The sequence below is a fragment of the Chromobacterium alkanivorans genome, from assembly GCF_016937655.1.
Lineage (GTDB): Bacteria > Pseudomonadota > Gammaproteobacteria > Burkholderiales > Chromobacteriaceae > Chromobacterium > Chromobacterium alkanivorans.
In genome coordinates, this window is record NZ_JAFHKL010000004.1 from 223,849 (window position 1) to 237,569 (window position 13,721).

At 65.7% G+C, this 13,721-nt stretch carries 15 protein-coding genes; 7 read left to right on the forward strand and 8 right to left on the reverse strand.

What is annotated here, in order from left to right; genetic code table 11:
* Window positions 1-93 precede the first annotated feature (93 nt).
* The 4 genes from JW897_RS09135 (at window position 94) to JW897_RS09150 (ending at window position 2,366) form a co-directional block, all read left to right on the forward strand.
* Window positions 94-954, forward strand: coding sequence for an energy transducer TonB (locus JW897_RS09135; RefSeq protein WP_082158827.1), 861 nt, complete (start codon window positions 94-96; stop codon window positions 952-954).
* A 20-nt stretch (window positions 955-974) separates the two neighbouring features.
* On the forward strand, window positions 975-1,343 hold the full coding sequence (locus JW897_RS09140; RefSeq protein WP_019100308.1) for a hypothetical protein: 369 nt from the start codon (window positions 975-977) through the stop codon (window positions 1,341-1,343).
* Between the two features lie 68 nt (window positions 1,344-1,411).
* The gene (locus tag JW897_RS09145) at window positions 1,412-1,825 is read left to right on the forward strand and encodes an acyl-CoA thioesterase (protein WP_043592324.1); all 414 of its coding nucleotides are present in this window, start codon (window positions 1,412-1,414) and stop codon (window positions 1,823-1,825) included.
* A 55-nt stretch (window positions 1,826-1,880) separates the two neighbouring features.
* Window positions 1,881-2,366, forward strand: coding sequence for a TlpA disulfide reductase family protein (locus JW897_RS09150; RefSeq protein WP_205465868.1), 486 nt, complete (start codon window positions 1,881-1,883; stop codon window positions 2,364-2,366).
* 45 nt (window positions 2,367-2,411) lie between these two features.
* Here JW897_RS09150 and JW897_RS09155 read toward each other — a convergent pair whose 3' ends face one another.
* The 8 genes from JW897_RS09155 to def all read right to left on the reverse strand — a co-directional run bounded on the left by JW897_RS09155 (window position 2,412) and on the right by def (window position 10,905).
* Window positions 2,412-3,167, reverse strand: coding sequence for a HesA/MoeB/ThiF family protein (locus JW897_RS09155; RefSeq protein WP_205465869.1), 756 nt, complete (start codon window positions 3,165-3,167; stop codon window positions 2,412-2,414).
* Between the two features lie 99 nt (window positions 3,168-3,266).
* Complete coding sequence (locus JW897_RS09160; RefSeq protein ID WP_019100015.1) at window positions 3,267-4,535, reverse strand: sigma-54-dependent transcriptional regulator; 1,269 nt, start codon at window positions 4,533-4,535, stop codon at window positions 3,267-3,269.
* The gene (locus tag JW897_RS09165) at window positions 4,535-6,643 is read right to left on the reverse strand and encodes a sensor histidine kinase (protein ID WP_205465870.1); all 2,109 of its coding nucleotides are present in this window, start codon (window positions 6,641-6,643) and stop codon (window positions 4,535-4,537) included. Before JW897_RS09165 ends, JW897_RS09160 begins: the two co-directional genes overlap by 1 nt.
* Window positions 6,643-7,215 (reverse strand): DUF4390 domain-containing protein, encoded by a 573-nt coding sequence (locus JW897_RS09170; protein ID WP_240352137.1) that lies wholly within the window; start codon window positions 7,213-7,215, stop codon window positions 6,643-6,645. The genes JW897_RS09165 and JW897_RS09170 overlap by 1 nt, the downstream gene beginning before the upstream one ends.
* Window positions 7,202-8,452: a 16S rRNA (cytosine(967)-C(5))-methyltransferase RsmB gene (gene rsmB / locus JW897_RS09175; protein WP_205465872.1), complete on the reverse strand. Its 1,251-nt coding sequence runs from the start codon at window positions 8,450-8,452 to the stop codon at window positions 7,202-7,204. The genes JW897_RS09170 and rsmB overlap by 14 nt, the downstream gene beginning before the upstream one ends.
* A 96-nt stretch (window positions 8,453-8,548) precedes the next feature.
* Window positions 8,549-9,406 carry a zinc metalloprotease HtpX gene (gene htpX, locus JW897_RS09180; protein WP_048413516.1) on the reverse strand — a complete coding sequence of 286 codons (858 nt, stop codon included), beginning with the start codon at window positions 9,404-9,406 and terminating at the stop codon, window positions 8,549-8,551.
* A 37-nt stretch (window positions 9,407-9,443) separates the two neighbouring features.
* The gene (gene fmt / locus JW897_RS09185) at window positions 9,444-10,364 is read right to left on the reverse strand and encodes a methionyl-tRNA formyltransferase (protein WP_048413517.1); all 921 of its coding nucleotides are present in this window, start codon (window positions 10,362-10,364) and stop codon (window positions 9,444-9,446) included.
* Between the two features lie 37 nt (window positions 10,365-10,401).
* A complete protein-coding gene (gene def / locus JW897_RS09190; protein WP_048413518.1) occupies window positions 10,402-10,905 on the reverse strand; it encodes a peptide deformylase in 504 nt (167 codons plus the stop codon).
* A 148-nt stretch (window positions 10,906-11,053) separates the two neighbouring features.
* Here def and JW897_RS09195 point away from each other — a divergent pair, with 148 nt between their 5' ends.
* The 3 genes from JW897_RS09195 to JW897_RS09205 are packed head-to-tail and all read left to right on the forward strand — an operon-like array spanning window position 11,054 to window position 13,657.
* Window positions 11,054-12,088, forward strand: a complete 1,035-nt coding sequence (locus tag JW897_RS09195) for a LysM peptidoglycan-binding domain-containing protein (protein WP_205465873.1) — start codon at window positions 11,054-11,056, stop codon at window positions 12,086-12,088.
* Window positions 12,085-13,164, forward strand: a complete 1,080-nt coding sequence (dprA, locus tag JW897_RS09200; protein WP_205465874.1) for a DNA-processing protein DprA — start codon at window positions 12,085-12,087, stop codon at window positions 13,162-13,164. The genes JW897_RS09195 and dprA overlap by 4 nt, the downstream gene beginning before the upstream one ends.
* A gap of 34 nt (window positions 13,165-13,198) precedes the next feature.
* A complete protein-coding gene (locus tag JW897_RS09205) occupies window positions 13,199-13,657 on the forward strand; it encodes a Smg family protein (RefSeq protein ID WP_048413521.1) in 459 nt (152 codons plus the stop codon).
* Window positions 13,658-13,721 lie beyond the last annotated feature (64 nt).

Genomic DNA, 13,721 nt, shown 5'->3' on the forward strand with positions numbered 1-13,721 from the left:
GGCCGCCGTGCTACACTTTCAGCTGCACTCGGTTCCGCCTGCGGCGGCATCCGCGGCGAACTCCGCTTACCCGGTGAAAGCCAACAGCCACCCATGTCCACTAGCCCGCCCTCGCCCTCATCCCCCAGCGCCACCATGCTGCCGCTGGGCTTGACGCTGCTCGCCTCGCTGCTGGTTCATCTGCTGCTGTTCAGCCTGGAGATTCGCCCGCGCTCCAGCCCGCCCGCGCCCGCCTCCGCCCAGATCATCAATGTGCAGTTGAACCAGACGCCCAGCCGCCAGACGCCCAAGACCCGCCGGCTGGCGGAACACAACAATCAAGGGGCCGGCAACAGCGCGCAGGCGGACAAGCTGGCCAGCCACCGCGCCAAGCCGGTTGCCGTCCCTCAGGAGCCCGGCACCCCGGAACCCGCCGACGCCTCGCCGCGGCAGCAAACCATCGCCCGGCCGCCGGACGCCGGCAAGAAGCCGGCGCTGCCGCCGGCGCAGTCCGGCGCGGTCGGGCACGTCAGCGCCGGCAGCCTGCTGGCCCAGGTCGGCGACTTGAGCCGGCAGTTGGGCGACAGCGGCCTGGCCGACAATGAACAGGAAAGCGGCGGCAAACAGGGCAAGCTGGCCGAAAGCGCACGCGGCTACCCCTGGGCCCGCTATCAGGAAGACTGGCGGCTGAAAGTGGAGCGCATCGGCAACCTCAACTATCCGGAAGCCGCCCGCCGCCAGAACATCCACGGCGCGGTGACGCTGGAGGTGCTGATTTCCGCCGACGGCGGTCTGCGCGAGGTGCGCGTGCTGCGCAGCTCCGGCTTCGGCGTGCTGGACGAGGCCGCGCGCCGCATCGTGGAACTGGCCGCGCCCTACGCGCCGTTCCCGGCCTCGCTCGCCGAGCAATACAGCTCGCAGCGCATCCGCCAAAAATTCGTTTTCACTCGCGACAACCAATTATCCAGTCGCTGACACATCATCGAGGAATCCCCATGTACGAAGTCAATCGCAGCATCGCCCTGATCCGCCCTCTCGCCCCCTTTCACGCCTGGCTGCAAGCCTTGCCCGGCGGCCTGGACGAAGAGATCTCGCTGGCGCACCTGGGACAGGACTGCAACGCGCTGCTGATCCCGGCGGCGGAGGATTACGCCGACGCCCAGGCCTTCGTTCACGAGCGCTACCAGCAACTGTTCCAGGCCGAACTGGCCGACTGGTGCGACGACGACAGCCTGTGGCCGGAAGAATTGTCGCTGGAGCTGTTCCAGCAATGGTTCGCCGTGGAAATCCACTCCATCGTCACCGACCTGGTCGACGAGGCGCTGGAACGCGAAGCTTTCGTGCCGCTGGAACTGGGCGAATAAACCTGCGCGTCGCGGCGTCGCCGACGACGGCGCCGGGCGCCATCACGAGCAAAGGGGAAAACACCATCATGCAGCACGATACCAAGATCAAAGTGCGCGGCTACCATCTGGACCTGTACGGACACGTCAACAACGCCCGCTACCTGGAATTTCTGGAAGAGGCGCGCTGGAACTACTTCGAAAGCCGCGGCGACCTGCCCTGGTTCCTGCAATCCGGCCTGGCGCTGGTGGTCGTCAACATCAATATCGACTACCGCTACCCGGCCACCATGGGCGACGAGCTCGTGATCGAGACCGGGGTCAAGAGCATAGGCACCCGCAGCGCGGTGATGCATCAGCGCGTGAGCCTGGCCGGCGGCGGCAAGCTGGTGGCCGAGGCCGACGTCACCTTCGCGGTGTTTGACGCCAAACAAGGCAAGGCGGTGGCGCTGGACGGCAAGCTGAAGGAACTACTGGAACAAATGCTGGCCGAACAGGCTTGATCGTCATGGCATAAACAGTCCGGGCCGCGCCCGGACCTTACCGCAGGACAAGGAAATGAAGAAAGGTCTGCTCGCGCTGCTGGGCGTCGCGCTGGTCGCCGCCGTCGCCTATATGGCGCTGTTCGCCGGCTCGCCGGCCCCCCAGATCAGCTACACCTCGCTCAACGGCCAAACCGCCAGCACCGAATCGCTGAAAGGCAAGGTGGTGCTGGTCAACTTCTGGGCCACCAGCTGTCCGGGCTGCGTCGAGGAGATGCCGGAAATCAAGAAGATGCATCAGGAGTTCGCCGGCAAGGGCTATGAAACCATCGCGGTGGCGCTCAGCTACGACCCGCCCAATTACGTGAAGAGCTTCGTGGACAAATACCAGCTGCCCTTTTTCGTGGCGCTGGACAGCAACGGCGAGATCGCCAAAGCCTTCGGCGACATCCAGCTGGCGCCGACCACTTTCCTGATCGACAAGCAGGGCAAGATCATCAAGCGCTACGTCGGCGTGATGGACTTCAAGGAAGTGCGCAAGCTGGTGCAACAGCACTTGTGAGCCCGCCGCTCTCAAAACAAACGCCCCGGTTCGCCGGGGCGTTTTTCATCGCGCGGCGCACACCCCGCAGCCAGGGTCACGCGGCACCTTGATCTGGCGAAACTCGCCGGCCAGACCGTCGTACAGGGTCAGCCAACCTACGCGCGGCGCGATGCCGGCCAACAGCTTGACCGCCTCCACCGCCTGCAGGCTGCCGATCACCCCCACCAGCGGCGACAGCACGCCGAAAGTCGCGCAGGGCCCGTCGCCGGCCTCGCCCTCGTCGGGGAACAGGCAATGGTAGCAAGGCGACGCCGCGTCGCGTGGATCGAACACCGCCAGTTGTCCGGAGAAGCGCACCGCGGCGCCGGACACCAGCGGCGTGCCGGCGGCGACGCAAGCGCGATTCACCGCGTGGCGGGTGGCGAAATTGTCGCTGCAGTCCAGCACCAGATCGTGGCTGGCCGCCAATTGCTCCAGTTCCGCCAGGCCCAGCCGCCGCGTCAGCGCGGTCACCGCCACCTCGGGATTGATGCCGCGCATCCTGTCGGCGGCGGACTCGGCCTTCAAGCGCCCCAGGCTGCCGCTGTCGTGCACGATCTGGCGCTGCAGATTGGACAGCTCCACCACGTCGTCGTCGGCGATGCTGATCCGCCCTACTCCGGCGCTGGCCAGGTAGAGCGCCACCGGCGAGCCCAGCCCGCCGGCGCCGACGATCAGCGCCCGCGCCCGGCTCAGCCGCTGTTGGCCGGCGATATCGATTTCCGGCAGCAGAATGTGCCGGCTGTAGCGCAAGAGCGCCTGGTCGTTAAGTTCCGTCATGTTTCCAGCCTAATCCGAACGCCGCCGCCGCGCCATCATCCAAAAGCATAAGGCCAGCCGGTATCCGGCTGGCCTTATGCGTCGAACGGCGAAGCGAACTTATTCTTCCACCGTCTTGCGGGCGAACTTGATGCCCAACTGCTTGAGCTTGCGGTACAGATGGGTGCGCTCCAGGCCCACTTTCTGCGCCACCCGGCTCATATTGCCGTTCTCCAGCGAGATATGGTACTCGAAGTAGCGGCGCTCCAGCTGCTCGCGCAACTCGCGCAGCGGCATGTTGAAGTCGAAACCCGACTCCTCCACCGGCTTCTCGTGGCGGAACTGCGCCAGCACCTTGTTGACTTCGCCTGCGTCCACTTCGTCCGACTCCGACGTCAGGGCCAGGCTCTTGATGATGCTGCGCAACTGCTCCAGATTGCCCGGCCAGTCGTACTGACGCAGCGCGTTGAGCGCCGCGGTGGTCAGCTTGCGCGCCGGCACCTGCTTGGACTCCACCAGCTCGGTCAGGATCTGCTCGGCGATGAAGATGATGTCCTCGGAATGCTCGCGCAGCGGCGGAATCGGCACGATCACGCTGGACAAGGCCGTCAGCAGGCGATTGTCGCATTCGGGATCCACCAGCAATTCCTGCAGCGGGCGGCTGCAGGAACACAGCAGCCGCACATTGAAACGGTCCAGCTTGGACAGCAGGAACAGCAGCCCTTGTTGCACGCGACGGCCGTACTGGCCGATCTCCGGCAGGAACAAGACGCCGTTGTTGGCCTTCTGCAGCAGCTCCAGCGGCGCGTCCGCCAGTTGCTCCTGTTTGGCCGGGGTCACCCATGGGGTATTGCCCTGGTGGAAGAAGCGCGCCACCAGTTCGAAACCGGAACCGGGTTCGCCGGTCAGCAACACCGGCGACTTGACCTTGGCCACGCGCTCCAGCTGCCGCTTCAGCTCCTGGATAGGCTCGCTGCGGCCCAGCTTGTCCAGGTTCAGCGAGGTGTTGGCCTGCATGTCGCCGTATTTCAGCGCCCGCTGCACCGTGGTCAGCAGCTTTTGCAGCGCGATCGGCTTCTCGAGGAAGTCGAAAGCGCCGATGCGAGTCGCCTCCACCGCGGTGTCTATGCTGGCGTGACCGGACATCATCACCACCGGCATGTTCAGCTGGCCGGACTTGGCCCACTCCTTGAGCAGCGTCACGCCGTCGCAATCCGGCATCCAGATGTCCAGCAACACCAGTGCCGGACGTGTCTGGTTGCGCAGTTGCCTGGCCACCTCGGCGTTTTCCGCTAACGCAACGGTATACCCCTCGTCCTGCAGTATCTCGGAGAGCAATTCACGAATACCGATTTCGTCGTCAACAATCAAAATATCGCTGCTACGCATTAGGCCTCCAGCAATGGCAGGGAGAGAAGGATGCGCGCGCCGTTGGGTTCGAGATTGCCCACTTTGATCTGCCCGTGGTGGTCTTCAAGAATCTTCTTGACCACCGCCAGGCCAAGACCGGTGCCTTTGGTCTTGCTGGTCACATAGGGTTCGAACACGCGTTGCAGGATCTCCGGAGCGAAGCCCGGACCATTATCCTCCACGCAAACGAGCGCATAGCCTTCTTCTTTTCGGCTGCTAATTTGAATCATCGGGATGTCAACGTCAAGGACCGCATCTTGCGCGTTCTGAATCAGGTTATGTAAAACCTGCCGCAACAATGCCGCATCCGCCATGATCATCAACGGCCTTTCATCAAGCGCCATCTTAACAGCAGAGTTGGATTCGTAAAGAGCCATCACCTCCCGCACCACTTGATTCAGGTCCAATTCGGTCAACTTGGTGCGCGGCGCGCGCGCATAATCGCGGAACGCGTCCACCATGGCCTTGAGCGCGCCCACCTGCTTGATGATGGTGTCGGTGGAGCGGCGCAGCATGTCGGCGTCAGCGCCGGCCAGCTTGTCCTGCAGCTTCATCGCCAGGCGCTCGGCCGACAGCTGTATCGGCGTCAGCGGATTGCGGATCTCGTGCGCCAGCCGTTTGGCCACCTCGCCCCAGGCCGCGTCGCGCTGGGCGCGCGCCAGTTCGGTGATGTCGTCGAACACCACCACATAGCCTACCGCCGACGCTTCCGGCAGATGGGCGCCGCGCACCAGCAAGGTGCGCTCGCCCTGCACCGTCAAATAGTTAAGCTGGGTTTTCCAGTCGCTGTCGCTGTTCTTGGACGCGTACTCCAGCACGCATTCCACCAGCGGCGCCACCGCCGGAATCGACGTGGCCCAGTGCGGGAAATCCTGATCCGACACCTCGGCAAAATCCACGCCCAGAATGCGCGAGGCGCTGGTATTGGCGGCACGCAGCTGCCAGTCGGCGCCGAAGGCGATCACCCCGGCGCTCAGGTTGGCCAGGATGCTTTCCAGGTAGAGCTTGCTGCTTTCCAGCTCGCTGCGGCTGAGGTCCGCGGCGTGGCGCGCGTCCTCCAGCTGCTGCGTCATCCGGTTGAACAAGGTGGTCAGCATGCCCAGTTCGTCGCGACGGTACACCGGATGGCGCTTGGAGAAGTCGCCCTGCGCCACCGCCCGGGTGCCGGCGGCCAGTTCCGACAAGGGCGCCGACAGCCGCTCGGACAGGAACAAGGCGAAGGCCAGCGCCGCGGTCAGCGCCAACAACGCGGACAGCGCCAGCGTCAGCATGTAGAAGGTGGTCAGGCCCTCGCGGCCTAGCAGCAGCTGGCGGTATTCGGCGCGCGCGGTCTCGATCTGCTCCGCGTCCTGGGCGATGCGCCCGGGCGCGGACTGCAGGGCCTGCAGCACGCGCTGCTGGCTGTCCAGATTGCGGTAAATCAACAGCGACTTCAGCACCAGGCCGCTGCCGCCGTCGTTCTCGAAACTGTCCAGCGTCTGACGCGGCTTGAGCTTGCCTATGCTCTCGCGCGACAGCGGAGGAGGCACTCGCTCGCTGAGCCCGCCGGCGAAGGCCAGCAGCTGGCCGCTGCGACTATAGACAGCAAGCTCGCGCAATCCCAATTGTTCGCGCAGACGCTCCAGCCGCGCCGGCAGCAAGCCTTCCGGCAAGGATTCGATATCGTCCTGCACCGAACGCGCGCGACGGCCCAGGTCCTCCTGCACGTACTGCAGCGAGTTGCGCGCCAGGCCCAGGCTGCGGTCCAGCGCGGACTCGACGCGGACGTCGAACCAGCTTTCAATGCTGCGGGTCAGGAACTGGGCGGACACGGTGAACACCAGGATGCCGGGCACCAGGGCCACCACCGCGAACATCATCACCAGCTTCTGGGTCAGCTTGGCGCCGAACACCCGTTGCCGCACCCGCTGCCGCAAGCGCAGCAGCTGGCGCGCCACCACGCCCAGCAGCGTGGCGAGCAAGAGGCCGTTCAGGCCGAACACCCACCAGTAATATTCGTTAAGTTTGGACGCGTTGCCGGTGGCCAGGGCCAGCAGATAAAGCAGGATGGCGCCCAGCGTCGCCAGCGCAATCACCGCGTAGCGCATCAGCCGCCGTCCTTTACGTCCAGCTTGACCCAGTCGGACGACAGCGACCAGTCCGCCGAGCCCAGCGCGTTCAGCTGGAAGGGTTTGGGCAGTTCGCCGATGTCCAGCAACAGCCGCACCTGGCCGGCCACGCGCCCCGAGGCGCGCGGATCCAGGGTTCCGGCATTGAGCACGCGCCAGCCCTGGATGGCGCCCACCGCGCCCAGCGCTTCGCGCAGGGTGGGATAGTAATTGGAAAGACCGCCGATGGTGACGCGGTAACGGTTGGTCAGCGACTGGTAGGACAGCTTGAAGCCTAGCTGGGCGTGCGGATCGAACCACTCGCTGAAATTCAGATAGTAAGCGGTCAAACGCGGCTTGGTCAGCTGGAACTCCAGCCGGAACGGCAGCACCACGCCCTGTTCCAGCGCGTCGCTGAGACTGGGCGTCAAGCGCGTCTGAAACCGGGTGCTGACGGACAGCTGGCCGTCGGCCGTCACCTCGGCCTCAGCCCGACGCGAGCTGATGGTTTCGGCCTGCGCCGCCATGGCGAGGCCGGCCAGCAAACACAGCAGCAGGCTAACGTTTTTCAAGCAACGCGTAATAAAAGCCGTCATGACGCTCACAAGGAAGCAACTGCTCCTGTCTCAGGCACGCGGCATCCGCATGGCGTTTCAGAAAGGAGTCGAGCTGTTGCTGATTCTCTTCGGGGAAAATGGAGCACGTAGCGTAAAGCATTTTGCCGCCGGAGGCGAGCAAAGGCCACAGCGCGTCGGCCATTGCGGCCTGCTGCACGCCCAGCGCAGCGAAATCGCCGGGGCGGCGCAGCCACTTGATGTCCGGGTGGCGGCGCACCACGCCGCTGGCGGAACAGGGCACGTCGGCGAGGATGCGGTCGAAGGGCCGGCCGTCCCACCAGCCGTCCGGCTGGCCGGCGTCGGCCGCATGCAGCCGCGCGGTCGCGCCGATGCGCTCCAGATTGTCGGCCACGCGCTGCAGCCGCTGCTCGTCGATGTCCAGCGCGGTCACCTCCACGTCGGCGCTCTCCAGGATATGGCCGGTCTTGCCGCCGGGCGCGGCGCAGGCGTCCAGCACCCGCTGGCCGGCGCGCAGGTCCAGCCAATGCGCGGCCTGCTGCGCGCCCCAGTCCTGCACCGAGACTTCGCCGTCGGCGAAGCCCGGCAAGTCTCGCACATTGACCGGCCGCGCCAGTCGGATGGAACCGCCGTCCAGCACCTCGCCGTCCAGGCCGGCGGCGCGCAGCCGCTCCAGATAGGCCGCGGCGTCGCCATGGCGGCGGTTGACGCGCAAAGTCATCGGCGGATGGCCGTTGTCGGCGTCCAGCACGGCTTGCCAGGCGTCGGGGTAAGCGCGCTGCAAGCCCTTGATCCACCACAGCGGGTGGTTGAAGCTGGCCTCAATGTCCTTTTCCGCCGCCCGTTCCAGCGCCGCGCGCTGACGCAGGAAGTTGCGCAGCACTCCGTTGACCAGGCCCTTGAAATTGCCCTTGGCCAGCCGGCTGGCCAGGGTCACCGCCTCGTTCACCACCGCGTACTCGGCGGCGCGGGTGTGCTGCAATTGATAGAAAGCCACGATCAGCACCCGCTCCAGCACCGGCTCGGGCAAGGGCTTGGCCACCAATTGGCGCAAGTAAAAACGCAGCCGCGCCAGATGGCGCAGGCTGCCGTAGGCCAGATCCTGCAAAGCGCCGCGCTCGGACGGCGTCAACTCCGGCGCCTTGCGTTGAGCCTCGGCCAGCGCCTCGGTCAGATTGGTTCCGGATTCGACGCGCAACAGAATGTTGGCGGCCAATTGCTGAATATGATGCATGGGTGCTTTCTATCAAACCATAACAAACAGGCCAATGCCGTCCGGCATTGGCCTTGCGCGATCCAGGCGGCGCGGCGGCCGCCCGACGCCCTTCAATTAATATACGCCGCGCGCCATCGCCTGCAGCCGTTCGATGCGGTCCGCGGTCTGCGGGTGAGTGCGGAACAGATCCCCCATCCCGCCGCCGCCGGACAGCGGGTTGATGATCATCATCTGCGCGGTTTCCGGATGCGCCTCGGCGGTGGGCATCACGATGCCCTGCGCATAGTACTCGATCTTCTGCAGCGCGGAAGCCAAGGCCAGCGGATCGCCGGAAATCTCGGCGCCGCCGCGGTCGGCCTCGAATTCGCGCGCGCGCGAAATCGCCATCTGTATCAGGCTGGCCGCCAGCGGCGCCAACAGGGCGATGGCCAGGCGCGGCAGCAAGCCCACCGGCTGGCCGTTCTCGTCCCGGCCGCCAAAGAACATGGCGAAGTTGGCCAGCGCGGAAATCGCGCCGGCCATGGTGGCGGAAAGGGTGGAGATCAAGGTGTCGCGATGCTGGACATGGGCCAGTTCATGCGCCATCACCCCGCGCAGCTCGCGGTAGTCCAGCAGGCGCATGATGCCGCTGGTGGCGGCCACCGCCGCGTGTTCGGGACTGCGGCCGGTGGCGAAGGCGTTGGGCTGCTCCTCGTGGATCACGTAAACGCGCGGCATAGGCAGGCCGGCGCGCTGCGCCAGTTCCGCCACCATGCCGTAGAACTCCGGCGCGCTCTGGGCGTCCACTTCCTGCGCGTTGTACATGCGCAGCACCATCTGGTCGGAATTCCACCAAGCGTAAACATTCATCGCCCCGCCGAACAACAGGGCCAGAATCATGCCGCTCTTGCCGCCTATCATGCCGCCGATCACGGCGAACAGCGCCAGAATCGCCGCCATCAGCAAGGTGGTCTTGAACCAGTTGTCCGTCATTGCCCGCTACCCTTCCCTCTCGCCTCAGTCAATCCGATCACTCGCCCAGCCGCGCGCCAACCAGTTGGCCTCTGCCGGCGACGAAGTCGCGCGCGGCCAGCCGCTTGCCGCCGGCCGCCTGCAACACCGTCAGCCGCACCAGGCCGGCGCCGCAGCCCACCAGCACGCCGTCCGCGTCCGCGGCGACGACCAGCCCCGGCTCGGCCTGCCCGGCTTCCGCGCCGGCCATCCACAGTTTCAGCGCTTCGCCGGCCAGCAGCGTATGCGCGCCGGGCGCCGGGTTGTAGGCGCGGATGGCCCGCGCCACCTCTTCCGCCGGCAGGCTCCAGTCCACCAGCGCCTCGGCCTTGCTCAGCTTCTGCGCGTAAGTGACGCCCGCCTCCGGCTGCTTGACCGGCTGAATCGTCTCCAGTCCGGCCAGCGTGGCGACGATGGCGCGCGCGCCCTCCACTGCCAGCTTGTCGTGCAGCGTGGCGCCGGTCTCGTCGGCGGCGATGGCCACCGGATGGATAGACAGCATGTCGCCGGTGTCCAGGCCCACGTCCATCTGCATGATGGTGATGCCGGTTTCGGCGTCTCCGGCCAGGATGGCGCGCTGTATCGGCGCCGCGCCGCGCCAGCGCGGCAGCAGCGAGGCGTGGATGTTCAGACAGCCGCGCGCGGGAATGTCCAGCACCGCCTGCGGCAGGATCAGCCCGTAAGCGGCCACCACCATCAGCTCGGCGCCGATGTCGCGCAGCATTTGCTGAGCTTCCTCGTTGCGCAAGGACGCCGGCTGCTCCACGCGCAAGCCGTGCTCCAGCGCCACTTCCTTGACCGGACTGGGCTTCAATTTCATGCCGCGGCCGGCCGGACGGTCCGGCTGGGTCAGCACCAGGGCGATTTCATGGCCGGCGGCGATCAACTCGCGCAGCGCGGCGGCGGCAAACTCCGGCGTACCGGCAAAGATCAATTTCATTCAAACCATTCCGGACGGGGCGCCCACGGCGCCGTCGTCACATATTCTGTTTTTCACGCTTTTTCAGCTTGGTCTTGATGCGGGTCTGCTTCATCTGCGACAGGTATTCGACAAACACCTTGCCGTCCAGATGGTCGATCTCGTGCTGGATGCAGATCGCCAGCAGGCCGTCGGCCTCCAGCTCGAACGGCTTGCCGTTGCGGTCCAGCGCGCGCACCTTAACGCGTTCGGCGCGGGTCACCTTGTCGTAGATGCCGGGCACGGACAGACAGCCCTCTTCGTACACCGTCTCGCCGTCCTTGCTCAGAATTTCCGGGTTGATGAACACGCGGCGCTCGTTCCGCTCTTCGGAAATGTCCATCACCACCAGGCGGTGGTGGAAATCGACCTGGGTCGCGGCCAGGCCGATGCCTTTGGCTTCGTACATGGTCTCGAACATATTGTCGATCTGAGTCTGCAAGGCCTCGTCGAAGACCTCCACCGGTTTGGCCACGGTGTGCAGCCGTTCATCCGGGTAATGCAAAATATTCAACAATGCCATCGGATTTAATGACTCCCCATCGTTTCATTCACTCATCAAGTTGTCGTATCGCGATCGGCACGCCGATAATAGACATGTTCGAAACGCGATTCCTTGTATGCGGGCCACCCCGCAGGTGTCCGTCCACCTTCATATTGGGGCATTTCCCATGCGTAAAAGCATTATATCCTTCGCCTTGGCCCTCGGGCTCGCCGCGCCCGCCTTCGCCGCCGACCTCCAGTTGAAGGCTGACGCGCCCAGCCGCTACACCGTGAAGCGCGGCGACACGCTGTGGAGCATCTCCGGACGCTATCTGAACAGCCCCTGGAAGTGGCCGCGGCTGTGGCGGATGAACCAGGGCGAAATCAGGAACCCGCACTGGATCTATCCGGGCGACGTGCTGGCGCTGGACTACGTGGACGGCCAACCGCGGCTGTCGCTGGCGCGCGGCGCGCAGCGCGAAGTCAAACTGTCGCCGCAGGCCCGCGCCGAGACGCTGGACCAGGCGGTGGCCAGCATCCCCGCCTCGGCGATCGAGCCCTTCCTCAAACGGCCGCTGGTGGTGGACATGGCGCAGTTCCTGCAGTCGCCCAAGCTGATCGCCGGGCCGGAGGAGCATCTAACCGTCGCCACCGGAGACCGCGTCTACGCCACCGGCGTCAACGAGGCCGGCACCTGGCAGGCTTACCGGCTGGGCAAGCCGCTGCTAGACCCGGACACCAAGAAGGTGCTGGGCGTGGAGGCGACTTACAGCGGCGATCTGACCGCGGACAAGCCTCAGGGCGAAGTCCAGACTCTGAAAGTCCGGAGCGTCAGCGAGGAAATCCTGGTGGGCGACCACCTGATGCGCGCGCCGCTGCAAAACTTCAACAACTACGCGCCGCACCCGGCCGACGCCCATCTGAGCGGCAAGGTGGTCTCGGTCTACAACGGCGTGGACGGCGCGGCCCAATACTCTACTATTGTACTCAATCTGGGCCAGTCGCAGGGCGTCGAAAACGGCCATGTGTTCGGCCTGTTCAAAAAAGGACGCCCGCTGGAAATCAAGGACGAACAGGGCAAGCGCACGGTGACGCTGCCGGCGGAACGCGCCGGCAACGCCTTCGTCTACCGCGTGTTCGACAAAGTCTCCTACGCGCTGGTGCTGGACAGCCGCGGGCCGATCTACGTGGGCGACGGCGTGGCCAGCCCCGAACAGGAATGAAGGCTCCGCCGCACGACTGGCTGTTGCTGGCTCTGACCCCCGGCATCGGCCCGGCCGGCTTTTTGCGGCTGATCGACGCCTTCGGCGGCGCCGACGCCGCCTTGAACGCCAACAGCCGCCAGACCGAGCCCTTGATCGGCAAAGAAGCGGCCGAAGCCCTGCGACGGCGCGAGGCCGCCGCCTCCGCCGAGGCGGCGCTGGAATGGGCGCAGGCGCCGGGCTGCCAGCTGCTGTCCTTGCTGGACGACGATTATCCGCCGCAACTGGCCGAATCCAACTCGCCGCCGCCACTGCTGTTCGCCCGCGGCCGGCGCGAACTGCTGGCCGAACCCATGCTCGCCATCGTGGGCAGCCGCGCCGCCACGCCGCAGGGCAGGCAGAACGCCGAGAGCTTTGCCGGCGAACTGGCCGAGCACGGCTATTGCATCGTCAGCGGCATGGCCAGCGGCATCGACGCCGCCGCCCATCACGGCGCCTTGCCCCAGACCGCCTCCACCATCGCCGTGGTCGGCACCGGCATCGACCGCGTCTACCCGGCCGGCAACCGCCAGCTGGCGCACCGCATCGCCGAGGAAGGCCTGATCCTGTCCGAGTTCGCGCTGGGCATGGGGCCGCTGGCCGGCCATTTTCCGCGCCGCAACCGCATCATCGCCGGCCTCAGCCGCGGCTGTCTGGTGGCGGAGGCCAACACCGGCTCCGGCTCGCTGATCACCGCGCGGCTGGCGATGGAGAACAATCGCGAAGTGATGGCCATCCCCGGCTCCATCCACAATCCGCAGTCCCGCGGCTGTCACCGGCTGATCAAGGACGGCGCCAAACTGGTGGAAACCGTGGACGACGTGCTGGACGAAGTGGGCAGGCTGCAGCGCAAGCGCCCCCTCGCCAAGCCGGCGGCCCCCGCTGCGGAATCGCCGCTGCTTGAAGCCATGGGATTCGACCCCATCAGTATGGATGCGCTTTCGACCACGCTCGGGTTGACTGTGGGGGAGCTTTACGCGATGCTGCTCGAACTTGAGCTGGCCGGCCTGGTGGCCAGCCATCCCGGCGGGCTTTTCCAGCGCCTGAAACCGGGCTGAACCGCGTTAACCCGCACTTTAAGAAGATAGATTGATGTTTGACGTACTCGCCTTCCTGTTTGAACAATTCCGCGATCCGGACGCTTTCGGCGACCGCGGCGCGCTGATGCGCCAATTGGAGGCCGCCGGTTTCGAGGACGAGGAGATCAACGACGCGCTGGATTGGCTGGACGGCATCAGCGGTCTGGACGACAGCGGCTACGTCGGCGCCAACGAAGCCAGCGGCATGCGCGTTTACGCCGAAGACGAACTGGAGCACCTGCCCGCCGACGTGCGCGGCCTGCTGCAGTTCCTGGAGGACCACGGCGCCTTGACGCCCGCTCAGCGCGAAATGGTCATCGACCGCCTGATGGAGCTGCACGGCGACGACATCAACGTCGGCAGCGCCAAGCTGGTGGCCTTAATGGTGTTGTGGGCGCAACAGGCGGAACTGCCCATTCTGCTGGGCGAGGCGCTGTTGGATGCCGTGCATGGCGAACCCACCATGCAATGACTTGTCAGCCTCATGGAGCGGGCTTAACATGCCGCCCTTGGCCGCCGGTGCCGGCGGCCGATCC

What these genes read in the sequence shown, in the direction of transcription:
- JW897_RS09135 (WP_082158827.1), top strand. Translation starts at nt 94, where the DNA reads ATGTCCACTAGCCCGCCCTCGCCCTCATCCCCCAGCGCCACCATGCTG.
- htpX (WP_048413516.1), bottom strand. Translation starts at nt 9,406, where the DNA reads ATGACGGACAACTGGTTCAAGACCACCTTGCTGATGGCGGCGATTCTG.
- rsmB (WP_205465872.1), bottom strand. Translation starts at nt 8,452, where the DNA reads ATGCATCATATTCAGCAATTGGCCGCCAACATTCTGTTGCGCGTCGAA.
- JW897_RS09195 (WP_205465873.1), top strand. Translation starts at nt 11,054, where the DNA reads ATGCGTAAAAGCATTATATCCTTCGCCTTGGCCCTCGGGCTCGCCGCG.
- fmt (WP_048413517.1), bottom strand. Translation starts at nt 10,364, where the DNA reads ATGAAATTGATCTTTGCCGGTACGCCGGAGTTTGCCGCCGCCGCGCTG.
- JW897_RS09140 (WP_019100308.1), top strand. Translation starts at nt 975, where the DNA reads ATGTACGAAGTCAATCGCAGCATCGCCCTGATCCGCCCTCTCGCCCCC.
- JW897_RS09145 (WP_043592324.1), top strand. Translation starts at nt 1,412, where the DNA reads ATGCAGCACGATACCAAGATCAAAGTGCGCGGCTACCATCTGGACCTG.
- JW897_RS09165 (WP_205465870.1), bottom strand. Translation starts at nt 6,643, where the DNA reads ATGCGCTACGCGGTGATTGCGCTGGCGACGCTGGGCGCCATCCTGCTT.
- JW897_RS09155 (WP_205465869.1), bottom strand. Translation starts at nt 3,167, where the DNA reads ATGACGGAACTTAACGACCAGGCGCTCTTGCGCTACAGCCGGCACATT.
- JW897_RS09150 (WP_205465868.1), top strand. Translation starts at nt 1,881, where the DNA reads ATGAAGAAAGGTCTGCTCGCGCTGCTGGGCGTCGCGCTGGTCGCCGCC.
- JW897_RS09205 (WP_048413521.1), top strand. Translation starts at nt 13,199, where the DNA reads ATGTTTGACGTACTCGCCTTCCTGTTTGAACAATTCCGCGATCCGGAC.
- dprA (WP_205465874.1), top strand. Translation starts at nt 12,085, where the DNA reads ATGAAGGCTCCGCCGCACGACTGGCTGTTGCTGGCTCTGACCCCCGGC.
- JW897_RS09160 (WP_019100015.1), bottom strand. Translation starts at nt 4,535, where the DNA reads ATGCGTAGCAGCGATATTTTGATTGTTGACGACGAAATCGGTATTCGT.
- def (WP_048413518.1), bottom strand. Translation starts at nt 10,905, where the DNA reads ATGGCATTGTTGAATATTTTGCATTACCCGGATGAACGGCTGCACACC.